This window comes from Embleya sp. NPDC025285 (genome assembly GCF_055558835.1).
Genome location: NZ_JBVHLU010000007.1, coordinates 136088 through 161018, shown reverse-complemented (window position 1 = coordinate 161018; position 24931 = coordinate 136088). Strand labels below are relative to the sequence as shown.

Here is a 24931-nt window from a genome sequence, read left to right as displayed (position 1 = left end):
GGACCGCGACGGCAGCATCCTCAGAAGCGCCGAGTACCGGCCCGCGACCGCCGACTTCAAGGTCACCAACCCGCACAACGCCGACTTCCAGATCTGGGACCGCGACGGCAGCATCCTCAGAAGCGCCGAGTACCGGCCCGCGACCGCCGACTTCAAGGTCACCAACCCGCACAACGCCGACTTCCAGATCTGGGGACCGAACACCGCCGGCGGCGCCCACCCGGTGCTCAGGGAGGCCCGCGCCCTCGGCGACGGAACCCACCAGGTGTTCCACGCCCCCCGTACCGGGCCGACGCAGGGCTTCCAGATCTGGGACGCCCAGGGGGTCGTGCTCAAGAACGGCGCGCACATCCCGGGCAAGAACCTCTTCAGGGTCTCCGGCGTCGACGACGCGGCCCGGGACTTCCAGATCTGGGGACCTCGCCAAGCCGACGGCACGCACGCCGTACTGGCCGACGCACGCCGGCTGGCCGACGGTCGATACCAGGTGTTCGACGGCCCGACCGGCGTCGCGGGTCGCAACTTCGAGGTGTGGGCGAACGACGCCTTCAAGGTCGAGGGCCATGCCATACGCGGCCGAAAGGTCACCCATGTCGGCGAGCGCCTGTCCGACTCCGGCGAGTTCAGGGTGACCGACCGGCTGCACGGCACGTGGGAGAAGTGGGACGGCCCCGACCTGTTCGACCACAGACTGCTCGAGTACCCGCTCGGCGGTCCGATCGCCGGCGCCACCCGCCGCATCGATCACGTCACCCTCACCTGGCAGGACGTACGCCCCGCGGGCGCCTCGGTCGGCCACGACCTGGGCTGGGAACACATGCCGTTCCGCAAGGGCACGGTGGAGAAGTGGCCCGCCGGCCCCGACGGCAGGGACAACGGGATCCGTCGACTGGTCGACGGAGACGGCACGACCGTCTACACGCGCGATCCCTCCGGCGCCCACGAGGGGCACTGGATCGAGGGCTTCCGGGACCACGCGGGCAAATGGACGTGGGTCGAGAAGACCGCCGGGCACAGCCCGATCGCCTCCGGCACGCGCTACATCCGCTGGGACAACACCGCCTATGACGTCATCGACGGCGTCTTCGAGCTCAACGCCCGTCACCTGTTCGGCGGAAAGGTGCGCGACTTCTACCCGCAGCTCGACGGCGGGATCCTGATCACCGAGAAGACCGGCTTCCGGAACTGGAATTGGCACAAATGGGAGGCGAACGGCACGCTCCAGGCCCAGGGCGAGCTGCGCTTCCGGTTCGATCCGAACTTCGGCTTCAAGGCCCGGGTCACCCATGTCAAGGGCGATGCCGGTGCCGCGATGCAGGATGTGGCCGACCGCGGGCTCGTCGCCTTCGAACGATTCGCGCCGATGCGCGGCGGGCTGGGGAAGAAGTTCTTCTCCGCACCCGACAAGGCGCGAAGCACCAGGCAGTACACGTTCGAGCCGAGCGTGCAGCCGACCGAGCAGTTCAAGCACTACATCGAGCGAAACTACGTCAACGAGGAGTCCGCGACCTTCTCGAAGTTCGGCGACCTCGAGCTCAAGGCGCGCCGTATCTGGCAGCAGCGCTTCAACGTTCCGTTCTTCCCCGGCAAACCGGACTTCCCCGGGAACCTGTTCACTGGGGACGACCGACTCTTCCGGCACTGGGAGGTCTCCTGGACGGCCGCCGACGGGACGATCGAGCGTGCGGTGCGTTTCCAGCGCCTGGACGGCACGTGGCAGGACTTCAACCTGAACGGCGAGCTGCTGCGCGAAAGTCGCGTGCTGCTGGACGGCCGCAGGATCGAGTTCACCGCCGACACTCCGGGCGGAGGCGGAACCTGGCGCGAGGTGGGTGGCACCGAGACGGGGGTGCGCGAGTTCGGCGCGGATCGCCGCTGGGCCGACTACAAGACCGTCCCGGGGACCGATGAGCGCGTCCTGGTCCGCGAAGTCGTCGACCGCAAGGGCACGGTCCGCGAGTACCAGGGCGATCTGGGCCGCACCGGGCCCTGGGTGGACCGCAACCGATTCGGCCAGATCGTCGAACGCCGCGACGCGCTCGACAGCGGCGGTTTCGTGCACGCGAGGATGGACGGTAGGCCCGACGGCCGCTTCACCTGGCAGCGGTTGGACGAGCACGGTATGGCGCTGCCCGGCGCGGAGAACACCGGCTTCCGTACGACCAACCGCGGCGGCGCGCAGATGTGGGGCGAGGGCTTCGACGACGGGTTCAAGGACTTCCGCAGGATCGGTGATCGAGACGTCCTGGTGTACGAGCACAAGTCGCTCGGCGACGGCCGGATCGCGGTGATCGAACGAGGAGCCGCGGACCGGTACACGACCACGGTCAGGACCCGCACCGGGGAGATCCAGGCACATCCCGGCGGGCATTCGGTGAATCACGTCGACGCCGGTGGCAAGTACTGGCGCGACGAGATCGAGGTGGGCGGCGTCACCCACACCATCCGCGAGGGTCGCGGCGACGCGATCCGCGAATACCGCGTCGGCCCGGACGGCATCCCGAACACCCGGCACTGGGACGACCTCCGCAACGGCGCGAAGATCCGCTCGTTCGAGCCGATCACCCACCAGGGCAACGTCGTCGGCTACCTGGAGAAGGATCTCGCCTACCTCCAGCAGCGGTTGTACGACGCCGACGGCAACGTCGTGGTGCACCAGGGCTTCTCCACGAAGATCTTCGAGAAGATGCCGGCCGCCGACCCGGGTGTGCTCAACCGGATCAAGTCCTGGGCCCATCCGGACAAGCTCGGCGCCACGGGCGTCGACTCGCGGTTCAAGCTGGTCGGACGCGCCGTGGACCACCACGGCGCGTTGAACGAGTTCCGCGGCTACAACCGCGGCCTCGCGGACACCAACCGACGGCACTGGGGTGCGCCCGACGCGCTGCGCGGCACCAGGGAATGGACCTTCGAGCAGAAGGTGTGGACCAAGGTCGGCATGGAGTTCACCCAGGACTTCGGCCTCTCGGTGCTGGCCGGCATCATCACCGAGCTGATCAACGACGGGAACGTCTCCGGCACCGACTGGGGCAGGATCTTCCTCAACTCCGCGGTGTCCGCGAGCTTCGCCGGGCTGATGGCGCGCCTGCACGAACTCAAGTTCCGTCCCGGCTCGTTCTCCCCCAAGCAGTTCAAGGACGGGCTCACCGCGAACGACTTCGGCAAGCCGTTCAACACCAACCCCTACTTCGGCGACAACTGGAAGACCGACTGGGCCAACTTCGACACCGCGCTGCGCTGGCGGTCGGGCCTGTACAAGTTCGGCCTGGGCCTGGCGGTCAACCCGCTCGTGGCTTTCGTCAACGGCTCGATCAACGCCGCGGTGTTCGGCGACAAGAACGGTGTCAAGCACTACGGCCTGGACGCGCTCGCCTACGGCGGCGTTGCGGCGCTCGGCTCACTGGCCGGCGGCGCCTTCGGTCCCGGCGCCCTCAGGTTCGGCGTGGACGCCTACATGGCGGGCCGGTTCTGGCGTAAGTCCGGAGTCCTGGACATCGGCATCAAGCTCGGCGAGAAGCTGATCGACGCGCAGCTCAACAAGCTCTTCCAGGGGTGGCTCGGGTTGAACGACAAGTACCTCCCGCACCCCACACCCGAGAACGGAACCAAGCCGTGAGTGTGTTCGGCAACCGCGGCGGCGCCCGCGGCAATCGCGGCGACCGCGCCACGCGGGGCGCGGGAGCGCGCCGCACCATCGCCGAGCTGATCGACGCCGCCCCTGACGGCGCCCGGGTCCTGCTCGCGCCCGGCGAATACCGCGAACACGTCGTACTCGACCGCGCCGTGGTCCTGGTCGCCGAACAGGGGCCCGGCAGCGTACGCCTGACGGGTGCTCAGGATGTCGCGCTTACCGTGCGCGGCGGATCCGGGGCGGGCGTCGAAGGCGTCGTGCTGATCGCCGCCGACGCGGACGCGCCGGCCGTACGCGTCACCGGCACCGCCGAGGTGGCCTTCGACGAGTGCCGCGTCATGGGTGGCCGGGTGGCGATCGCCGACGACGCCCGGGTCCGGCTGAGCGGCTGCCGAATATCCGGCGCCGGCGTGGCCGGCGTCTCGGTGTCGGACCGGGCCCGGCTGGCGATGACCGGCTGCCGGGTGCTCTCCGTGGACGGCGCGGGCGTGCTCGCGGCCGGCTCGGCCGGCGTGACCCTGGCGGACTCGGTGATCGTCGAGGCGGTGATCGGGCTGGAGGTGCGGGACCAGGCAGGCGTGCAGGTGCGCGGCTGCGCCTTCCTGCGTTGTGCGCGCAACGCGGTACTCGCCGAGGACGGCGCGGCCCTCGGCCTGGACGCCTGCCGCTGTGCCGAGAGCGGCGAGGACGCGGTGCTCGTGCGCGGCGGCGCGAAGCTGACCATGCGCGGCACCGCGATCGAGCGCGCGGGCGCCTCCGGGCTGGCCGCGATCGGTCGGGCCCACGCGAGCGTGCTGGACTGCCAGATCGTCGCCTCCACGCTCAGCGGCGCGGTCGCCGACGAGGATTCCCGCCTGGACGTGATCGGCGGACTGATCCGCTCCACCGGCGCCAACGGCGTCTTCGCGCGCGGCCGGGCCCGGGTCGGCCTGGACGGGGTCGCCGTCGCGGACACCACGTTCACCGCCGTGCACCTGGACGAGCACGCGCACGGCGAGCTCGCCGCGGTCGTCCTGGGTCCGACCCCCGAACACGGCCTGTGCCTCGCGGGCGCGGCCGGCCTCGGCGCGGACGGGGTACTGGTGCGCTCCGCCGAGATGACCGGCATGCACCTCGGTGGCATCGGCACCGCCCGGTTGACCGGGTGCGCGGCGCACCACTGCGGCACCGGGCTGCGGCTCGAGGAGGATCTCGACGCCGGGGTCGAGGACTGCGCGTTCACCGTCACCGGGCGGGCCGGGATCGAGGTGGGTCCGCGGGCCCGGCCCACGCTGCGCCGGGTCCGGGTGGCCCGGGCCGGGACCGCCGGCGTGGTCGTGCACGAGGGTGCGACGCCCGTGTTCGAGGACTGCGCGGTGACCGACAGCGCGGGTTCGGCGATGGTGGTGTGGACCGACGCGGCGCCGGTGGTCCGGTCCGGCTCGCTGACCGGCGCGGGCAAGAACGGCATCTTCCTCAAGGGCGGCGCCAAGGGCGAGTTCACCGACTGCGTGGTGGGCGGATCGGCCTATCCGGCGGTGTACGTCGCCGCCGGGGCCGCACCGACCCTGCGTGACTGCTCCTTCCGGGACTGCCCGAGCGACGCCACGATCGAGGACCCGGACGACACGTCGGCGGTGTTCACCGACTGTGTCGCGCGTGGTGTGGCGGACACAACGGTGTCCGGTCGGAGTTCGTCCGCGACCGCGCCGCTCTCCGGGCGGGAGCCCGAGCCGGGCGACCCGGTCCCCGCGCCGGCGGATCTGACCTCACTGCTCGCCGAGCTCGACGACCTGGTCGGTCTGGCCCGGGTCAAGCACGACGTGGCCACGCTGGTGCAGCTCATGCAACTGGTGCGCCGCCGCGAGGAGGCCGGGCTGACCCCGCCGCCGCTCAGCCGGCATCTGGTGTTCGCGGGCAACCCGGGTACCGGCAAGACCACGGTGGCCCGGCTGTACGGACGGATCCTGGCCGCGCTGGGGATGTTGACGCGCGGTCATCTGGTGGAGGCCGATCGCGGCGCGTTGGTCGGCGAGTACGTCGGGCACACCGCGCCGCGCACCACGGCGGTGTTCCGCAAGGCGCTCGGCGGCGTGCTGTTCATCGACGAGGCGTACTCGCTCACCTCCGCGGGCGGGAGCGACTTCGGTCAGGAGGCCATCGCCACGCTGGTCAAGCTGATGGAGGATCACCGCGACGACGTGGTGGTGATCGTCGCGGGCTACCCGGACGAGATGCACCGCTTCATCGACTCCAACCCCGGCCTGGACTCACGCTTCAACCGCACCGTGGTGTTCGAGGACTACGCCTCCACCGACCTGGTCAGGATCGTCGAGCACCAGGCCGCGGCGTACGAGTACACCCTCGACGAGTCGGCCCGCGCGGGCCTGTTGGCCTACTTCGACTCGGTCCCGCGCGATCGGCGGTTCGGCAACGGTCGCTCCGCGCGGCAGGCCTTCCAGGAGATGACCGAGCGGCACGCCCGGCGGATCTCCGCGATGGCCGAGGTGACCGCGGCGGACCTGGTCTCGCTGCGCGCGCCCGACCTTCCCGATCTCGTTCCGGCCGCGCCCGATCAGGCGTGAGCGGCCGAACCGACCCGAAAGGCACGACATGGCCGAACTCCCCAACCCCGAACCCGACTTCGGGCACGCCTTCGCGCGCTCGGTGCGTACGCCCCGGCGGCCGCTGCGACCCGGCCGCCGGGTGTGGACGGTGAGCCTGGGCATGCCGGCGCTCGCGGCGGCCGGTCTGGCCGTGGTGACCATCGCCTCGGCGATCGAGTTCGGTGGTGACGACGGCGGTCACCGCAAGCCGGTCGCGCAGGCGGCGCCGATGCAGGACAAGCCGGTCCAGGTGACGCCGCCGAGCGCCTCGACGCCGCCGCAGAACACCGCGATCTCCGGGAGCGACACCGGCGTTCCGCCCGGCGATCCCGGCCCGGGCAACAGCGCACCCGGCGCGGGCGCCCCCGCCGGCGGCTCGGCGTACCCGCCCGACTACCCCACCGGCGGCAACGGTTCGTCCGGAACCGGCAATTCGGGTGGTTCGGCCTCGTCTGGCGGCTCGACCGGAACCTTCGGTGGCGGCGGCTCCACGCCCGGCGCGCGCGCTCCGCTCTCCGGTTCTCCCGGCGGCGGCACGTCTTCGAACCCCGGGACCACGCCGGGAGGTTCCGCCCCGAAGCCGGCCGTCCCGCCGCCCGCGCAGCCCGGCTCGCTCGCGCCCAAGCAGACCTTCACCGGCGTCTCGGGCTACGGCTGCGCGAACAGCGGCGCGAGCGGTTTCGCCGAGGTGGGCCGCTACAGCGACGGCTCCAAGGGCTGGTACACCGTGGGCAGCGGCGGCTGGAACAAGGACGGCTGCAACGGCAGGTTCGACGCGGTGCCGATGTCCGGCGACAAGAACAAGGACGACACGAGCGCACGGGTGTTGTGGTGGTTCGACGTCGGCTCGGCCACCCGGCGCTGTCAGCTCAGCGTGTACGTACCCGCCGGCAACGGCCGGGACGTGGGCGGCAATCCCGCGCAGTACTACGTGCTGCGCGGCAAGGAGGACGACAAGACGGGTACCTGGTACGACAAGTTCACCGTCGACCAGGTCTCCAACAAGGGTCGTTGGGTCAGTGCCGGCACCTTCCCGGTGAGCAACGGCAGGATCGCCGTCAAGCTGGTCACCCGCGGCGTGGACTGGGGCGGCACCGCGGGTGCGCATCTGGCGGCCGGTCAGGTGCAGGCGAACTGCACGGGCTGACCCGGGCCGAACGCGACGATGTCCGTGCCCGATCCCCACGATCGGGCACGGACATCCGTGCGCACGGCGGCCTCGGGTTCAGGAGACCTCTTCGGCCATCGATTCGCCCGCCGGCCGCTGCGGAGGCAACATCCGGGTCGGGTCGACCGGGGAGTGCGTGATCGGCGCGGTCCACACGATGGGTCTGGGCAGCGGGAACGTCTCGCCGCGGTCGAAGCGGGTGCCCCCGGGGCGGGCCGCGGCCTCCCGACCCGGGTCCTCCGCGGGCAGCGTGGCCACCGGCACCGGGAAGCCCGGGTTGACCCCGCCGGCGGCGGTGATCCCGGTCGGGCGCAACAACACTCCGATGGTGCGCCACAGAATGGTCAGGTCGACCCGGGCGCTGCGGTTGCGCACGTACCAGAGGTCGTATTCGATCCGCACCGGCCAACTGAGCGCGTTGCGCCCCTGGACCTGGGCCCAGCCGGTCAGTCCGGGCCGCACGTCGAGCCGGCCGCGCTGGCGCCGCGTGTAGTGCACCACCTGACTCGGCAGCGTCGGACGTGGCCCGATGATGCTCATGTGTCCACGCAACACGTTGATCAGTTGCGGTAGTTCGTCCAGGCTAGTGGTACGCAACAACTGTCCGGTGCGGGTGATGCGGGTCGCGTCTGGTTCGTCCGGAAATCGCGGGTCGTGCATGGTGCGGAACTTGAGGATCTCGAAGTCTCGGCCGTGCAGGCCGCTGCGTGTCTGGCGGAACAGTACCGGCCCACCCATGGTCGCGCGGATCATCACGTGTATCGCGAGCAGGACCGGCCCCAATAGGACCAATGCCAGCACGGCCACGGTGATGTCGAACAGTCGTCGCATGCCATGCCCCTCCCCTGGTGTGGCGTTCGTTGTGGCGTCTTCCGGGCGTCGGCGGTGTCTCCCTCACCGGTCGTCGCCCACTGTGTGCGTCAAGTCCAGCCCAGGCCGCGGCGCTTGGCCACGGCCCGGTAGGTGTCGATCGAGATGCCCGCGACCTTGCGCTGGTCGAACTCGGCAAGCGCGCGGCGCCGGGCCGCGGCGCCGAGTTCGGCGCGCAGGTCCGGTTCGGTGATCAAACGGTCGATCGCGGCGGCCAGTGCTCGAGGGTCGCCGGGTGGTGCCAGGAGCAGGTGTTCGCCGTGGGTGCCGATCTCCCGGCAGCCTCGGATGTCGCTGAGCACCATGGGCAGCGCGCAGGACGCGGCCTCCATGGCGGATCGTGAGAATCCCTCGCGGTGCGAGGGCAGCACGAACACGTCCAGCGCGTTGTACACGGCGGGCATGTCGGCGCGCGCGCCCGGGAATTCGACCTGTGACCCGTGCACGGCGCGGGACACCGCGTCGGTCTTGTCCGGGTCCTCGGGTCCGATCCACACGAATCGGGCCTTGCCCGCGAGCAGTCCGGCAGCTTCCACGTACTCGAGGATGCCCTTCTCGGCGACCTGCCGCCCGACTCCGCCTACCAGTAGTTCATCTTCGGCCACGTTCAGTGCGCGCCGAACGGCCGCGCGGGCCTCGGGATCGGGTCGAAAGCGGGCCAGGTCGGTGCCGTTGCCGACCACGCGCGATCGCCATCCGGGCACGGCCCGGCGCAGCGTGGCGTGGTCGGTGGCGTTCTGGTACAGCTCGGCGTGCGACGCGCGGGCGGCGATGCCCTCGGTGCCGAGCACGAACGCGCGCCGGACCCACGGATCGCCGGGGCGGATCCACAGGCCGTGGCAGGTGTTGACCACCACCGGAACGCCGGTGGCGCGGCCCAGGATCCGGCCCAGCACCCCGGTCTTGGGGTTGTGTGTGTGCAGCACATCCAGGCACAGTCGGCGCAGGGTACGCACCAGTTCGGCGGCGGCCGCGGCGTCGCTGCGCGGACTCCAGGCGCGGGTGAGCGAGTTCAGGGGTACGTGGGTGACGCCCAGTTCCTCGACCTCGGGGACGTAGGGGCCGGACGCGCTGATCCCGAAGGTCTCGAAGCCGGCCGCGACGTCCTCCTCGAGTTCGGTGCGCAGGAGCAGGGCCAGGCTCATGTCGATGGTGGTCAGGTGCGCGACCCGCAGGGGTCGGCCGCCCGGACCGCGCGGCTCACGCATGCGCACCGGCTTTCTTGCCCAGGCCGACCACGGCCGCGTAGGCGCGTTCCTGGGCGAGCCGGCCGCCGAGTTTGGCGCGGAAGAACGCGGGTGGGTCGGTGCGCCGGACCGGGACCCGGCGCAGCCGGATCGGGTCGCAGCCCGGGAGGTTGCGGCCGAGCACGCCGGTGGCGGCGCTGCGGAATCGGCAGCGCAGCGCGTGTTCCATGTCCGGGACGGCGATGCCCCACGGATAGGCGAAGTGCGCCGGCCGCAGGCCGAGTCGGCGCTCGATGTCGTCCGAGGCGGTGTCGAGTTCGGTCGCGGTGAGCGCCTCGGGGCGGGCGTGGCTGTGGGTGTGGTTGCCGATCGTGGCCAGGCCGGATTCGGCCAGTTCGGCCACCTGGTCCCAGCTCAGCGCGGGGGATCCGCCGCTGGTGCCGGTGGAGCCTTCCCAGCGCATGCGTTCGCCGATGCAGCCGGTGGCGAGGTAGAGGGTGAACGGCAGTTCTCGGCGCTGAAGTTCCGGCCAGGCGTTGGCGTACACATCGGCGAAGCCGTCGTCGAAGGTGAGCACGATCGAGGGCGTGCGGTCTCCGGCCGCCAGCCGGTCCACGGCGGTGTCCAGCGAGACCACGTGCGCGCGCGGGAGCAGATCGAGTTGGGCGCGGAACGCCTCAGCGGGCAGGTCCAGTTCGTCGCGTGTGCCGCCGCCGACCCGGTGGTAGATGAGCAGCGTCGCGCCGGGTGCGGGCTCGCGGGCGAGGGCGGTGGCGGCCAGGCCGCGTTTGAGCGTGGCGCGCACGCGGTCGCCGCTGATGGCGGTCATCGGGTGGTGCCCTTCGAGGTGAGCCGGGTGGGAGCGGTGCGGGCGACCGGCCACGGGACCGGTTCGGGTTCCTGGCGGAGCGGGGTGCCGGGGGTGCCGGCGGGGTCGAGCGGGTACAGGCGCAGGGTCTCGCCCAGGGCGGTGGCCACGCTGCGGGCCGCCTCGTCGGGGTGTGGGGAGTGCGGTCGCTCGCGGTCGGTGCCCAGTGCGGCGATCGTGTGCACGGTGCGGTCGGCGCCGAGGTGGACCAGGGTGTGCGGTTGTTCGCCGACCAGCCACCACGTCTCGCCCCGGGCTCGGCCGGCGTCGACCACGTCGGTGCCCCGGTAGCCGCAGGCGAGGGCGATCGGGCGGTTGTCCTCGATGCCGGCCTCGTGTACCGGGTCGAGTTTGTGGCCGGCTTCGCCCTGCGGGTTGATCGCGGGCGCGATCACCGTCTCGGCGACCAGGGTCGGTTCGGGGCCGGCGGACTTGGCGCGACGGACCCGCAGATGTTGTTCGACCGACATCCGGGTGGCCCGGGCGAAGCCGCGCGCGGGCAGTGTGGCGGCGAGCAGGGGCCGGTCGCGGACCGCCTCGATGTCCCACAACGCCGGTCGTTCGGGCGCCAGCCGCAACTTCTGCGGGGTGCGGGTGGGCATCAGGTCGACCAGGCGCGGGCTGCTGCCGGCCGGCCAGGGTTCGCTCAACACCCGCTCCTGGGCCTGCCATTGCACGACGGTGCCGATGCCAAGGGCGGCGAAGCGTTCGTCGTAGGCGGTGGAGTGCCAGGTGGCCACGTCGCCCAGGCGGAACCACAGGTGCATCGCGGCGGGTACGCCGTCCACCCGCAGGATGTACAGCCGTGCCCAGTCGTGCCGCACGGCGCGGGCGATCAGGTCGCGTCGTGCGTCCGCCGCGGCGGGCTGGAGCGGGCCCTTCCAACTGCGGGCGAACAGGTCGGTGTAGATCGCGAATCCGGCGTCGAGGTCGCGCTCGTGCGTGCGTCCGGCGCCGCCGATCTCGTCGACGGTCAGCTCCCAGTGCGCGCGGACCCGGGCGGCGAAGCGGTGCGCGTAGCGGTCGAAGCTGCGGAACCGGGCCTTGTGGCCGGCCCAGCCGCCTTCGACGCCGGCGAGCATGTCGCAGGCCTTCTCTCGGGCGGAGACGGTGTAGCCGCACGCGCGCAGCCCGGCGATCAGTCGGTGGGTCTCCGGGTCCCGGCTGGGCATCCGGTGCAGGCGCAGTTCGCGGATGCCGGTGCGGGCGAGCGCGTCGGCGATCGAGTCGGCGCCGTGCGGTTCGTCGGGGTGTACGACCACGTGGCTGCGCGGTCGGCGGTGCGCGGAGAACACGCCCCAGCGGTCGGCGCCGATCCGCTCCAGCGGGAGCAGCGCGCGCGGCTGGTCTGCCTCGTCGAGCACGGACACCACGCGGATGTCGTCCAGCGGGTCGTGGTGGCCGTGCAGCGTGGAGGCGAACCACGCGTGGGTGTCGAACGGGTCGGCGTGTACGCCGCGCGCGGCCACGAGCCGGTCCCAGGACGCGGCGAACGCGGTGTCGATCTCCAGGGGGTGCATCGGGCGGGCCCGCATCAGGCCCCCTCGGCACGGCTCAGCGCACCGCGTGTGCGCGCGCTCGCGATGGCGGACACGGCGGCGGCCGACGGTGCGGCGGGTTCGATCGTGGGCGGTCCCCACGCGCGGGGCCAGCGCAGGCGCGGGTCGCGCACGGGCACCGCGTCCAGATAGCGGACGGGCGACGCGAGCAGGTCGGCCAGCATCAGCGCGATCGCCTCCAGGGTGTAGGTCGGGTCGTAGCGCACGACCTCGCGCAGGGTGGGAACGACTTCGCCGGTATCGACCCGGGCCACCGCCAGCGGAGCGGCGCCGATCCGGTACCAGCGGTCGTGCGGGCCCCATTCGGCGCGCATCTCCTGCGGGCCCCTGCGTGCGCAGGCCACGGTGAGCAGGCGCAACGTGGGCTGGTCCAGGATCAGTTCCGGACTGGGCAGGGCGGGGACCTCGGTCGCGGGTCTGGCCTCGAGCCGGCGGGGGATGCCGGATGTGCCGGGTTCGCTCGCCGTCGCCCGGGCGCGCAGGCCGCGGACCCGGGCTCGGGCGGCGATCGGTACCGCGCGCTGCACCTCGCGGGCGCCGCGCAGCAGCGGCAACACCCGGCGCGGTACCCGGGCCGCGCACACGTCCAGCAGCGGGGGCCTTTCGGTGCTGATCCGGTCCTTGAGCGGGCTGGCTCCCGGCAGCAGGTCGATCAGGGTCAATCCGCCCTCCGCGAAGGCCAGTTCCTGGGCGCGCCAGTGCACCACGTTGCCCGGTGAGAGCATCGCGGCCGCCGGATCGTAGGCGACGGTGTGCCAGTGCACGACCGGGCCGATCCGTACGCCCAGGCACGACGCGATCGCGCGGTCGTCGGCGTAGAGCACGTACAGCCGGGCCATGCCGCGCGCGTCGAGCGCGTGGGTGAGCAGTCGGCGGCGTTCGGGCGAGGCGCCGAGCCGCCCCTTCCAGCTCAGGTCGAACAGTTCCTCGTGGTCGGCCAGGCCGGCCGCGAGCGGCGGGGTGCCCGGTGCGCCGAACGCGGCGACCCGCAACTTCCACAGTTGTCCGGCCCGGCGGGTGGTCTGCCCGACCGCGCTGTCGAAGCCCCGGTGGCGGGCCCGGTAGGCGGACCAACCGTCGGTGGTGGTCTCGATCATGTCGGTCATCCGCTCGCGCACGTCCACCGCGTAGCCCGCCTCGCGCAGCGCGTCCAGCAGGGCGTGCGTGGCGGGGTCGCGGCCGGCCATTCGATACAGGGTCAGTTCCCGGATGCCGCCGCGGCGCAGCTCCGCCGCGAGTTCGTGGAGCACGGCGGGTTCCGGGTCGGTGGTGCCGATGACGACACGTGTCCGCTCGCGTTGGCCGCGCCCGAGTTCGTGCGCGCGGCCGGCCGAGTCCAACTCCAGAGGGAGCAGGGCCAGCGGGTGGTCACCGTCGAACACACCGGGTATGCGCACGTGTTCGGCCCGATGCGGACGGCTCGCCAGCCACGACGACGCCCAGGCGTGGGTGTCGAAGACGTCTGCCTGAACCCCCCGCCCGACCACCAATTCGTCCCACGCGCGTGCGAGATCGACCTCGATCTCCTCGGCGCGCAGGGTCGATGCACGATTGACCATCGCCCGGCCCCCACCTCGCGGTCCCGATGTGAGCAGCATCGGAACGTTTGTGCCCGACCGGCGCCCTCCGCCCCCACACGGTTGGGACACGAGTCGCCCGCCGACCAGATTAGGCCGGATGGGTCACGCGTGAAGGGTGTTTCGCAATCCGTCCACGAGTCGTGCGTGATGTTCCCCGATATCCGGGGTCCGTGGTCTTGCCCGGATGTGACCGGCGGGCGGACGTTCGGTGACCGGCTGACGGGAGGTGACCCCGCTGTTACGGTTCCGGCAGCGGGAGCCGCGTGGCTGGGGAGGCTGGGGTGGGCGGTTCGATGGTGGGGTCGGTACGGGCCGGGGGCGACGCTTTGTTGCGGCGGTCTCCGGCGCAGGTGTGGTTCGTTCGCCGTGCCCGGCTGCGGCTGGCGGTGCTCGGGTACCACGGGATCTCTGATCCGGCGACGTTCGCGGGGCAGTTGGACCGGCTGCGTCGGGTCGCCCGGCCGGTGTCCCTGGACGAGGTGGAGTCGGCGCTGGAGAAGCGGCGCGCGTTGCCCGCCAAGGCCGTGCTGTTGACCTTCGACGACGGTGAGCGCAGCATCCTGGAGCACGGCCTGCCGCTGCTGCGCGAGCGCGGCGTCCCGGGCGTGGCCTACGTGGTGGCGTCGGCGATCGACTCGCGTACGCCGTTCTGGTGGCACGAGGCGGACCGGTTGGTCGCCGCAGGGGCACGGGTGGCCGGGGAGCCGGAGCGCTCGCCGAGCGGATGGGTGGCGTATCTCAAGACGGTGCCGCAGGAACGGCGATTGAGCCTGCTCGCCGCGCTGCGAGCGGGCCACGAGGCGGTGGACACCCCGCAGTTGACCGGCGCGGACCTGCGCACCCTGGAGTCGGGCGGGGTGCGGGTGGAGAACCACTCGCTCACGCATCCGCTGCTGGACCGCTGCGCCGACGCGGACGTGCGGGCCGAGGTGGTGGACGCGCACGAGCGGTTGACCACGCTGCTCGGTCGCGCACCGAGCTCGTTCGCGTATCCGAACGGGAACTGGGACGTGCGGGCCGAACGACTGCTGGCCGAACTCGGCTACCGCACCGCGTTCCTCTTCGATCACCGGCTCGGGCCCCGGTTGCCCGACCATCCGCTGCGAATCTCCCGCCTGCGGGTCGGGTCCAACACCCGTCCCGACCGGTTCGCGACGATCCTGTCCGGGCTGCATCCGGCCGTACACGCGCTGCGCGGCGGACGTTGACCTGCTTGAATCGGCGGGTTGTTCGGGCCGGCGGGACGGGTCCGATCGACGGAGAGATCCGGGGGGATCACCGTGCTTGCTCTGCCCACGCTGTTGCGCTCGCCCGGCGAGTTGGCGGCACTGGTTCCGTCCTGGCGCGCGCTGGTCGCCGCGACGCCCGGGACGTCGTACTTCACCACGCCGGATTGGGTGTTGGGCTGGACCGAGTCGTTGGGCCGGGACCAGGCCGGGCGGGTCGTGGTGGCGGTGTGGCGCGCCGAGGACGGCGGCGCCGAGGCGGTGGTGCCGCTGCTGCGCACCCGTGAGCGGCTGCACCCGCGGCTGCCCGGCGGCGTGTCGAGTTGGACGCTGCTGGGCACCGGGCCGGGCGCCGCCGACCACTGCGGGTTCGCCGTGGATCCGCGCCGGCATCAGGACGTCCGCGCGTGGCTGGCTTCGCTCGCCCGGCGGCGCACGATGGTCTTCCCGCATCTGGACGCCACGACCGGTGATCCGTTCCTGCCGCCCGGCGCGCGCGAGATCGAGCGCACCGCGTGCCCGGTGATGCCCGCCGACCCGGCCGCGCTGGGTTCCGCGCGGCACCGGCAGGGCGTGCGGCGCAAGGCCAAAAGGCTGGCCGAGGACGGGGTCACGTTCACGTGGGTGCCGCCCGAGGCGATGACCGCCGAACTCTTCGACGAACTGCTGCGGCTGCACCGGGCGCGGCGGGAGGCGATCGGCGGATCGAGCGCGTTCGACGCGACCCGACGCCCGCTGCACGCGGCGCTCGCGGCGCGCTCGGACGCCGGTCGCGGGCCGTGCGCGCTGGTCGCACGCGATCCGGCGGGCCGGCCGGTGGGAATCCTGTACGGGTTCCTGTGGCAGGACACCTTCGCCTACTACCAGTTGGGCTGGGACCCGGCGTACGCGAAGGCGAGCCTGGGCACGGTGCTCTTCCACGAGACGCTCACCGCACTCGCCGCGCGCGACGTGCGCACCTTCGACTTCCTGCGCGGGGCCGAGGAGTTCAAGCACCGGTTCGGTGCGACGGATCGTTACGACACGACATGGCTGGTGGCCCGCGGGCCGGGCGGTGCGCTGCTGGGCGCCAAGTCCGCGGCCCGCCGGGTCCGGGATCGCCGGTCTCGGCCGGTTCGGGGGGAAGCGTGAAGGACCGCATCAGGCTCGTGCACGTGGTGTGGCGGTTGAGCGTCGGCGGCGGGATCCCGCAGGTGAGCCGACAGGTGCTGGCCGGGCTCGACCCGGAGCGCTTCGACTGTCACGCGATCATCGCCAGGCCGGCCTGGGAGGAGGACGAACTCGGCGAGTTGGGGCCGAATGTGACGGTGCATTCGCTCGACCACGAGGGTCCCACCCGGCCGCCGGACGAGATCCGGCTCGGGATGCGGATCGCGGGCCGCGTCCGCGAGTTGCGGCCCGACGTGCTGCACGCGCACAGCGGAACGGCCCGGCTCTCGCTGCCCGCCGCCCTCGGCTCCCCCGGGCTCCCCCGGGTGTTGGAGGTGCACGAGCCGCTCAAGGACGGTCTGCACTCGCGGCTGACCAACGGCATCGAGGTCGGCATGGTCAAGGCCGCCGGCTTCCGCCCGTTCGCGCACTCGACCCATGTCCGGGACGCCACGGCGGCGATCGTCGGGTGGCGGCCGGAGCGGATCCCCCTGGTGCCGTTGGGTGTCCCGGTCCATCAACCGGACCCGGCGGCCGGGGTCGCGCTGCGCGCCGAGTTGGGCATCCCGGCCGAGGCGCTGGTGGTGGTCGGTGTCGGCCGGGCTCCGCAGAAGAACATCCCGCTGATGGTGCGCGTCGGCGCGGACGTGGTGCGCAAGCTCGGCGACGCCGGTCCGCCCGTGGTGTTCCTGGTGATCGGTCGTCAGGAGCCGGAGGTCCCGGCGCTGATCGCGGAGCTGGGCGTCGGGAAGCAGGTCCGGGTGGTCCCGCCCCTGGCGCGGCTGAGCGACGCGTTCGACGCGGCCGACCTGTTCCTGTCCACGTCGCACTACGAGGGCTTCGGGCTCGCGGTCGCCGAGGCGATGATGGCGGGCGTACCGGTGGTCGGCACCGCGGTGGGCGGCGTGACCGACGTGGTCGCGGACGGGGTCACCGGCCGGCTGCTGCGCGCGGGCGACCGGGGCGGGTTGGTGATGGCGTGCCGCGAACTCCTCACCGACGACGCGCTGCGAGCCCGAATGGGCGCGGCGAGCCGGGAACGGGTGCTGGCGCGCTTCACCCGGCAACACATGCTCGACGGCTTCGCCCAGGTCTACGAGCGCGCGGCGCTGCGACGTCGCCGGGGGTAGGTGGACGGCGGGGCCGGGCCGGGGGGCGGTCGACCCGGCCCGGCCCGACCGCGCGCCCGGTTGCGCGAACGGGCCCGAGCCGGACCGGCTCGGGTCGGAGCAGGCCGCGTCGGCGCGCGGGTCAGCCGGTGGCCGGCCAGTCCCAGTGCGGGACTTCGCGGAGCGGGTGCAGTTGTTCGTCGGTCTCGGCGTGCGAGTTCTGCTTGGCCACCTGCGTACCGAACTCCACGTGGGAGCGCAGCGCCTCCCGAAACGGTGCGTCGGCGGGGAGTTCGGCCGCGTCGGCGGCGGCCAGGTACAGGTCGACGAAGCGTTGGCGCTGTTCCTCGGTGATCCGCAGGCCGCGATGCACCTCGATCAGATGCGGGAAGCCGCCCATGTTCCGGCTGAAGTCGTCCGGGCCGCCGAAGGTTTCGGCGGTGAAGGCGGTCAGGTGGTCCACGTGTTCCGGGCGTCCCGCGCCGAACAGGGGCTGAAGCAGCGGGTCGGTCAGGACGCTGCCGTAGAAGATGTCGATGAACCGGCGCAGACCTTCGTGTCCGCCCGCGTGCTCGAAAAGCGTCTCCATGGCCCCTCATCCCAGACAGCGCGGGGGCCGGCTGTCAACTACCCGTTACCTGCCGAGTTCGGCCAGGATGCGATCGGCGACCGCGGGCCACGTCATCGTCGCGCGCAGTTCCACGCCTCGCGCGAGCGCTCGGTCGCGAAAGCCGGCGTAGTCGGTGCCCAGCCGCGCCAGAGCGTCGGTCAGCGCGTCAACATCCCCCGGCGGCACGGTGATTCCCGCGTTGCCCACGATCCACGGCTGATTGCCGACCGTGGAGGCCACACACGGCAGGCCCCGGGTCAGACCCTCGACCAGGGCGATCCCGAACGCCTCCATGTGCGTGGGGATCACCACCGCGTCCGCCGCGTCGTACGCCGCGCCCATCGCCGCGTGCGGCACCCGGCCGAGCACCCGCACCCCGGGCGGCGGTGGGCCGTCCGGGCCACTGCCGACCAGGGTCAGCCGCCGGCGCGGGTCGCGCGCGTACAGCCGGGCGAAGGCCTCGAGCAGGATCGGGCCGCCCTTGAGCTCCCACTGCGTGCCCACGAACAACAGTCGGGGCGGATCCGCGGCGCGCGGCCCGGGGTCCGCCGCGGCCGGGTCGACGTTGGTGCCCGCGCCCACCACGTGCACCCGGTCCGGCGCCAGGCCGTACTCGGTGACCAGCACGTCCGCCGTGCTGGGGCCCATCACGAACACCCGGTGCGCGCCCAGGAGCAGCCGTCGCTCCCGGGCCAACCACCCTGCCGTGTAACGGGATCGGTGGATACCGCCGACCGCCGCGCCCTCCAGGCCCACCCGGTCGGTGTACACGCCGTAGCGCACCCCCGCCGGCGGCACCAGCGCGGGCAGCGTCTGCACGATCAGCACCGGGTCGCGCACACCGAGCAGCCCTCGGGCCCGCACTCGTCGGTCCAGCGCCGCCGTCCAGGCGTCGGTCTTGGTCCACGGCGTCCCCGCTCCGGCCCGGCGCGCCTCGCGCACGGCCCGCAGCCGCGCGCCGGCCAGGCCCGGTGCGCGGGCCAGCGGCATCAAGTCGTGCGCCCGCACCGCCGTGCGCTCCGCCAGCGCCCGGCGCAGCGCCGGCACCGAGCCGGAGAACGCCCCGACATGCAGCATGGTCAGGCCGGTCGGCTCGCTCATCCGGTCGCGGTCCCGCGCCGGTCGCGGGTCCGCCGGCGCAGGGCCTGGCCGCGCTGGGTCGCCTTGAAGCCGACCAGTCGGCCGCCGACCCGGACCGCCTCGCCCACCCGGCCGCGCACGACCGGCCGTTCGGTGCGGGCCTGTTCGTACCACTCGACCACTCGCTCGGCCTGGCGTTCCAGCGCGAATCGCTCGTGCACCAGGTCCAGCGACCAGGTGCCGATCCGCTCGCGTTCGGCCTGGTCCCGCAGCAGCGCGCCGAGTTGGCCGACCAGCGGATCCCGCTCGACCGGTTCCCGGCCCGCGCCCAGGCCGTAGAAGCCGAGCGCGTCGAAGTCGCCGATCGTCTCCGGTGTCACCGGCTTGCTGAAGCCCTGTTCGCCGACCACGACGGTGGGCTTGCCGAAGGCCATCCCGCGCAGCACCGAACTGCCCATGCCCACCACGATGTCGGCCAGCGCGTAGGCCGGGCGCGGGTCGGCCATCTCGCCGGTGAGCACGATCGCGCGCCGGCCCAGGGCAGCGTTCAGCCCGGCGGCCCTGGCCTGGAGTTCACCCTCGATGGAGCCGCCACCGACCATCACCAGGCGCAGTCCGGAGACCTCCGGGGACAGCCGGGCCACGGCGTCCATCGTGCGCTCCAGGTGTTCCTGCTTGAGGTGCTTGGCCAGTCGCGACACGATCACCACCGTGGGCGCGGGTTTGAGCAGCCCGTGCTCGGCGGCGAACGCGTCCACGTCGACGTCGGGCGCGCTGCCGTTGACCGCCGAGGTGACCGGGTGGTCGATCGCGGTGTCCACGGGCGGTTCGAGCAGGTGCACCCGCGCGCCCTCCAGGCCGCGCAGCTCGCCGGTCTCCTCGTACAGCTCGCCGTAGCCCACGGTGAGCGGAACGCCGGTGCGCGGGAAGTACGGCGGCAGGCTGCCCATCGACATGACGGTGCCCAGCACCGGCGTGCCGCGCGGCACGAACGCGCCGAGGAACGCCTCGACCAGTGGCCAGTACTCGTAGGTGTGCACGACGTCGATCCGATGGCGGCGCACCGCCGCGGCGATCGTCCGGGAAACCGCGGGCGAGGGCCGCACGTGCGCCCGCTCGGGCAGTGCGAGCAACGGCAGCCCGGCGGCGGCGACCCTTTGCCGCAGCGGGCCCTGACGACCCATCACCCACACCTCGTGGCCCAGGTCGCGCACCGCGCGGGCCAGGTCCACGGCGTTGATCGAGCTGCCGCCGAGTTGCATGTCGTGCGGACACACCAGGATGCGCACGCTCGTTCACCCCTCCCAGGTGTGGTCGACGTACACCGGCGCGGCCAGCACGACCGCGCGCGGCGGGGTGTCCAGCTCGGGTCCGGCCACGTCGAATTGCTTCGCGGGATGCCACGCGGTGAGCGGATGGCCGTCCCGGTCGTACACCCCGATCCACAGCGCGTAGCGCCCGCGCGGCAGCGGCAGTCGGTCCAGCGTGCACTTGACCCGGTTGCCCGACCAGCCGAACTGCACGTCCCGCCGGGTGGTGAAGACCGGACTGGCGGTGCCCTCGGTGACCCCGATGTGGACCGTGGCGGGTCCGCGGTAGTCACCCGCGAAGTCCGCCTCGACCACCATCGAGCGGTTCGTGGTGGGGCCGGCGGTCTCCACGCCGCGTACGTCCACGTACGTGGTCCGGATCGCCTCGTCGGTGCGGGTGCGGGCCTCGGTCTCCTCCTCGACGCTGTCGCGATATCCGCGCAGCGCCTGCCGGATCGGTCCGTCGGTGCGGATCTCGCCCTGTTCCAGCCAGATTCCGCGCGTGCAGATCGACTCGACCGACGCGAGGTCGTGCGAGACCAGGACGAGCGTGGTTCCCTGTTCCAGCACCACCCGCATCCGGTCCAGGCACTTCTGCTGGAACAGCGCGTCGCCGACGGCGAGTACCTCGTCGACCAGGAGCACGTCCGGTTCCAGGAACGCGGCGACCGCGAAGCCGAGCCGCATCTGCATGCCGGAGCTGTACCACTTGACCTGCCGGTCGATCGCGGTGCCCAACTCGGCGAAGTCCACGATGTCGTCGAACCGCTTGGCCACCTCGGCCCGCTTCAGACCCAGCAACGAGCCGTACAGGAAGGCGTTCTCACGCCCGGTCAGGTCCGGGTGGATGCCCGCCCTGACCTCGATCAGCGCGCCGACCCGGCCGCGCACCTGGAGTCGGCCGGCATAGGGGTACATCACGCCGGTGAGCATCTTGAGCAGCGTGGACTTGCCCGACCCGTTGGAGCCGATCAGGCCGACCGCCTCGCCGGGGTCGATGTGGATGTGGATGTCGCGCAAGGCCCAGCGCCAGTCGGCCTGGTCGCGGCCGGAGAGCTTGCGCGCGATCCGGCCGAGGTTGTCCCGCAGCAGCATGCGCTGGCTGTCCGCGCGAAAGCGTTTCCACAGGTGCTGGGCCTGGATGGTGCCCAGCGGGAGGGTTCCCGGTTTGCCCGGCGCGGCCATGGTCGTGGTGCGGCTAGGCGACATCGGCGATCCCCGCCTCGAGCTTCTTGAAGATCTTGTATCCCACGAACAGGAGCACGGTGGCCGACGCGGCGGCGGCTCCGGTGAGTTCCCAGTCGGGTTGTTGTCCGTACAGGATCGCGCGCCGGTAGCCGTCGATCACCGCGGCGAGCGGGTTGAGGATCACGTACGGGAGCAGCCAGTCCTTGGTGATCTGGTCCATGCCGTAGGCGACCGGGGTGGCGAACATGCCCATCTGCATGAGCAGGGGCAGCACGTGTCTGATGTCGCGGAAGTAGACCACCGCGGCGGACAACACGAGCACCACGCCGAGGGTGACCTCGAATTGGATCAGCAGCAGGATCGGCAGCGCCCAACTGGTCGCCGCGGGTGGTGTGGTGTACGCCGCGAAGAGCACGGCCAGCACCGAGGAGGCGATCAGCATGTCCACGGTGGCCACGATCACGGTGGCGAACGGGAAGACCTCGCGCGGGCAGTAGACCTTGTTCAGCAGCGGCCCGTTGGACACCAGCGACGACGAACCCTGGGTCACCGAGGACATGAAGAAGGTCCACGGCAGGAGGCCCAGGTAACTGAACAGCGGGTAGGGCACGTTGTACTTGTGCGCGGTGTCGCTGAGGTTGCCCACCCGCTGGAAGACGACGGTGAACACCACCATCAGCAGGACGGGCGTGATGATCGCCCACGCGAAGCCGAGAACGGCTTGTTTGTAGCGGGCCTTGAGGTCGCGCTCGGCCAGCGTGCGGACGAGTTCGCGCGAGTGCCACAGTTCGCGGACGCCTCGGATCAGGCTGGTGCGGCGTTTGAACTTGAGTTCCGGTGGTGGCCCCTTGATCTCGGGGTCGGGTGCCTGCGCTGCGGCGATCCGGCCCGTACCGCTGCCCACGCCCGCTTGCGGGGCCGCGTGTCGTCCGGTTCCGGTGCGACTGTCGATGGTCGGCGTGGTCGCTCCCCCGTGGCCCGCGTCGGGCGCTCCGTTGACGTGTGTTCGGTGGTCGGCGGGTTCGTCGACACTGCCGCCCGGCCGCGCGTGCCGGCCCACCCGGCCGACACCGTCGACCCGGCCCAAGCCGTCGCCGGGCATGCCGACGGCACCCCCCACATACTCCCCCACGGACTCCCCCTCCCTGGTTCGACAACAACCTTGGCACATGCGATCTCCCCACGAGTCGCATTCGGCCGTTCGGGAACCGGCGCTCCCGCCCTACCTCTTCCCCACCATGCGGTTGCGGGCGGTCACCGGCTCCGCTCGTCCAGCAGCGTGATCCACGCGTCCACCACGGTGTCCATCGCGTGACGTTCCAGGCAACGCTCCCTGGCTGCCCGGCCCATGGCGTCCCGGTCGGCCAACACCCGGCGGATCGCGGCGACCAGCGCCCGCGGGTCGCCGGAGCCCGGGCCGACGTCGGCGAGTGCGCCGGTGACCCCGTCCACGACCACGTCGCGCACGAAGCCCACATCGGTGGCCGCGGCCGGGACCGCGCTCAGGCCCGCCTCGACCAGGACGCCCGGGACACCCTCGCTGGTACTGGACAACACCAGCGCGTCGGCGGCCCGGTACACCGGGCCGAGGTCGGCCAGGTTGCCGGTGAAGGCGACCCGCCCGGGCGAGCGCCGCTCGGCGAGCGCCTCCAGGCTCGACCGCTCGGGGCCCTCCCCGGCCACGAGCAGGTGGTACAAGGGCCGTTCGCGCTCGGTGGCCTCGGTCTCGGCCTGTTCGGTGACGGCACCCGACGCGGTGTCCCGCTCGCCGTCCTCGAGCAGCGCGAACGCCTCGATCGCCAGCGCGACCCGCTTCTCCGCGGCCAGCGCGCCGACCACCGCGAGTACCCGCGCGCCGGCCGGCAGCCCCAACTCGGCGCGAGCCTTGGCCCGGTCGTCGCCCTCCGGCGGCAGGAAGCGTTCCGGTCGCCGTCCGTTGGGGATCGCCCGGACCCGATCCGGGGGCAACCGGTAGGTGCGCAGCAGCACGTCCCGGCCCATCGGCGACACCGAGGCGATCGCCGCCGCCCGGCGCAGCATCAGCCCGACCCGGGCGCGGCGCAGCGCGTCCCGGGCCCAGTGTCGGGGGTCGCCGATGTTGACGTAGACGAACGGTGTCCCGGTCCCGGCGAGTGCGATCCCGCAGGCGTCCAGCGTGGTCGAGCCGTGCGCGATCACCAGGCCCACGCCCGCGGCCCGGCGGCGCAGTTCGCGCAGCGTGCGCGGGTGCAGCCGGCCCGGTCCGAGCACCGGGATGTCCATCTCGCCCGTGCCCGCGAGCGCGACGACCGACGACGCACGGCCGCGGTCGCGCAGCGCGGCGTCCAGGTCGTGGGCGAACGCCTGTGAGCCCCGGCGTCGGGGGTCGGTCACGACGTGCAGGACCCCACGCCGGTCCGTCGTTGTCCCCATGAGGTGACAGGTTGTCACGAATCCCGCCCCGCCGGGGGCGTATCGATGACATGCTCAGCCGTGAGGGGTGGGGGCGCCCTGTGGTCGGCGTTTTTCGGGGAGTTGGCGGGGGATGGCAGAGGTGATGCAGTGCACGTGCTCCAGGTGATCGACAGCGTGGATCGGGTCGGCGGCGCCGAGCGGGCGGCGGTGGCGATGGCCCCGGAGCTGATTCGTCGGGGGATCACGCTGGATATCGCGTATCTCCTGGATCTGGACGGATTTCAACCGGAGTTGGCCGAGGCCGGGGTGACGCTGTTCGGCGTGCACCGGAATTCGCGGGCGGGTTCCGCACGCGGGCTGGCGCGGGTGATCCGCGATCGCCGACCGGACCTGGTGCACACGACCTTGTACGAGGCGGACATCGCGGGGCGAATCGCCGCTCTGGCCAGCGGTGTTCCGGTGGTCTCCAGCCTGGTGAACAACTCCTACGGTGCCGAGATGCGGGATCAGCCCGGGATTCGGCCGTGGAAGCTGCGCGCCGCCCAGGGCCTGGACGCGGCCAGCGCGCGCGGCGTGCGGCGGTTCCACGCGTTGACCGAGCACGTGGCCGGTGTGATGTCCCGCCGACTGGGGGTGCGCCGGTCGCGGATCGACGTGGTGCCGCGCGGGCGTGATCCTCGACCGCTGGCCGCCGCCCGCGAGCGCCGCGAGCGCACTCGGGCCGCGCTGTGCCTGGGGCCGGACGTCCCGGTTCTGGTGACGGCCGCTCGGCAGGAGTACCAGAAGGGCTTGGACGTACTGATCACCGCGTTCGCCCGGGTGCGTGCCGAGGTGCCGGACGCGGTCCTGCTGCTGGCCGGTCCGGCGGGTGGTCGCACCGAGTCGTTGCGCCGACTGGCCGCCGAGACCGGCGGAATCGGGGATTCCGCCGGCGCGGCGGAGCCCGTACGGTTCTTGGGACACCGCGACGACGTGCCCGATCTGATGGGCGCGGCCGATGTGTTCGTGCTGCCCTCGCGCTGGGAGGGGTTGGGCAGCGTGCTGATCGAGGCGATGGGTGTGGGGACGCCGATCGTCACCAGCGATCTGCCTCCGGTGCGCGAGATCACCGGGGCGGGCGACTGTGCGGCGTTGGTGCCGCCGGACTCGCCCGAGGCGCTGGCGGCGGCGCTGGTCTCGGCCCTGACGGAGCGGGAGAAGACCGCGATACGCACGGAGGCGGCGTATCGACGTTTCGGCGAGGAGTACACGATCGACAGCGTTTGCGACCGGATGGTCGCGTTCTATGCCCGGGCACTCGACCCGCGAGCCGGCCGTGACGTGTCGTCAGGTCCGGTGCGGTGACCGCCACCCGAACACGTCCGGTCGGATCTCGACGGAATCTCCACACTTCCGGCACAGTCCTGGGGTCGTTCGG

18 protein-coding genes are annotated in these 24931 nt (G+C 72.3%); 7 read left to right on the top strand and 11 right to left on the bottom strand.

The window, feature by feature from the left end:
• The 3 genes from ACZ4FV_RS07025 to ACZ4FV_RS07015 all read left to right on the top strand — a co-directional run.
• A partial coding sequence (locus tag ACZ4FV_RS07025) for a hypothetical protein (protein WP_465322061.1) occupies positions 1–3616 on the top strand: 3616 nt, incomplete at its 5' end.
• Entirely contained in the window at positions 3613–6195 is a 2583-nt protein-coding gene (locus ACZ4FV_RS07020) for a right-handed parallel beta-helix repeat-containing protein (protein ID WP_465322059.1), read from the top strand. The genes ACZ4FV_RS07025 and ACZ4FV_RS07020, both read left to right, overlap by 4 nt.
• 28 nt (positions 6196–6223) lie before the next feature.
• Positions 6224–7363 (top strand): hypothetical protein, encoded by a 1140-nt coding sequence (locus ACZ4FV_RS07015; protein ID WP_402237539.1) that lies wholly within the window; start codon positions 6224–6226, stop codon positions 7361–7363.
• A 78-nt stretch (positions 7364–7441) separates the two neighbouring features.
• Here ACZ4FV_RS07015 and ACZ4FV_RS07010 read toward each other — a convergent pair whose 3' ends face one another.
• The 5 genes from ACZ4FV_RS07010 to ACZ4FV_RS06990 form a co-directional block, all read right to left on the bottom strand.
• On the bottom strand, positions 7442–8215 hold the full coding sequence (locus tag ACZ4FV_RS07010) for a sugar transferase (protein ID WP_395859353.1): 774 nt from the start codon (positions 8213–8215) through the stop codon (positions 7442–7444).
• Positions 8216–8304: 89 nt separating this feature from the next.
• Positions 8305–9462 (bottom strand): glycosyltransferase, encoded by a 1158-nt coding sequence (locus ACZ4FV_RS07005; RefSeq protein WP_402237542.1) that lies wholly within the window; start codon positions 9460–9462, stop codon positions 8305–8307.
• Entirely contained in the window at positions 9455–10270 is an 816-nt protein-coding gene (locus ACZ4FV_RS07000; protein WP_402237544.1) for a polysaccharide deacetylase family protein, read from the bottom strand. The genes ACZ4FV_RS07005 and ACZ4FV_RS07000 overlap by 8 nt, the downstream gene beginning before the upstream one ends.
• On the bottom strand, positions 10267–11844 hold the full coding sequence (locus ACZ4FV_RS06995; RefSeq protein ID WP_402237547.1) for a GNAT family N-acetyltransferase: 1578 nt from the start codon (positions 11842–11844) through the stop codon (positions 10267–10269). Before ACZ4FV_RS06995 ends, ACZ4FV_RS07000 begins: the two co-directional genes overlap by 4 nt.
• Complete coding sequence (locus ACZ4FV_RS06990; RefSeq protein ID WP_402237549.1) at positions 11844–13427, bottom strand: GNAT family N-acetyltransferase; 1584 nt, start codon at positions 13425–13427, stop codon at positions 11844–11846. Before ACZ4FV_RS06990 ends, ACZ4FV_RS06995 begins: the two co-directional genes overlap by 1 nt.
• A 302-nt stretch (positions 13428–13729) precedes the next feature.
• Between ACZ4FV_RS06990 and ACZ4FV_RS06985 the strand changes: the two genes are divergently transcribed.
• The 3 genes from ACZ4FV_RS06985 (at position 13730) to ACZ4FV_RS06975 (ending at position 16953) form a co-directional block, all read left to right on the top strand.
• A complete protein-coding gene (locus ACZ4FV_RS06985; protein WP_402237551.1) occupies positions 13730–14656 on the top strand; it encodes a polysaccharide deacetylase family protein in 927 nt (308 codons plus the stop codon).
• Positions 14657–14728: 72 nt separating this feature from the next.
• Complete coding sequence (locus ACZ4FV_RS06980; RefSeq protein ID WP_402237554.1) at positions 14729–15805, top strand: GNAT family N-acetyltransferase; 1077 nt, start codon at positions 14729–14731, stop codon at positions 15803–15805.
• Positions 15802–16953, top strand: coding sequence for a glycosyltransferase family 4 protein (locus ACZ4FV_RS06975; protein ID WP_395859360.1), 1152 nt, complete (start codon positions 15802–15804; stop codon positions 16951–16953). Before ACZ4FV_RS06980 ends, ACZ4FV_RS06975 begins: the two co-directional genes overlap by 4 nt.
• 121 nt (positions 16954–17074) lie before the next feature.
• Here the strand turns inward: ACZ4FV_RS06975 and ACZ4FV_RS06970 are convergent, their stop codons facing one another.
• From ACZ4FV_RS06970 to ACZ4FV_RS06945, 6 genes are all read right to left on the bottom strand, one after another.
• A complete protein-coding gene (locus ACZ4FV_RS06970; RefSeq protein ID WP_402237557.1) occupies positions 17075–17521 on the bottom strand; it encodes a globin domain-containing protein in 447 nt (148 codons plus the stop codon).
• Positions 17522–17566: 45 nt separating this feature from the next.
• On the bottom strand, positions 17567–18643 hold the full coding sequence (locus tag ACZ4FV_RS06965) for a glycosyltransferase family 4 protein (RefSeq protein WP_402237560.1): 1077 nt from the start codon (positions 18641–18643) through the stop codon (positions 17567–17569).
• Entirely contained in the window at positions 18640–19911 is a 1272-nt protein-coding gene (locus ACZ4FV_RS06960) for a glycosyltransferase family 4 protein (RefSeq protein ID WP_402237563.1), read from the bottom strand. The genes ACZ4FV_RS06965 and ACZ4FV_RS06960 overlap by 4 nt, the downstream gene beginning before the upstream one ends.
• 6 nt (positions 19912–19917) lie before the next feature.
• Complete coding sequence (locus tag ACZ4FV_RS06955) at positions 19918–21141, bottom strand: ABC transporter ATP-binding protein (RefSeq protein ID WP_395859364.1); 1224 nt, start codon at positions 21139–21141, stop codon at positions 19918–19920.
• On the bottom strand, positions 21131–22222 hold the full coding sequence (locus tag ACZ4FV_RS06950) for an ABC transporter permease (RefSeq protein WP_395859365.1): 1092 nt from the start codon (positions 22220–22222) through the stop codon (positions 21131–21133). The genes ACZ4FV_RS06955 and ACZ4FV_RS06950 overlap by 11 nt, the downstream gene beginning before the upstream one ends.
• Before the next feature lie 152 nt (positions 22223–22374).
• Complete coding sequence (locus tag ACZ4FV_RS06945) at positions 22375–23532, bottom strand: glycosyltransferase family 4 protein (protein ID WP_395859366.1); 1158 nt, start codon at positions 23530–23532, stop codon at positions 22375–22377.
• A gap of 129 nt (positions 23533–23661) precedes the next feature.
• On the opposite strand from ACZ4FV_RS06945, the gene ACZ4FV_RS06940 reads away from it, so the two are divergent.
• Positions 23662–24858, top strand: a complete 1197-nt coding sequence (locus ACZ4FV_RS06940) for a glycosyltransferase (RefSeq protein ID WP_395859367.1) — start codon at positions 23662–23664, stop codon at positions 24856–24858.
• Positions 24859–24931 lie beyond the last annotated feature (73 nt).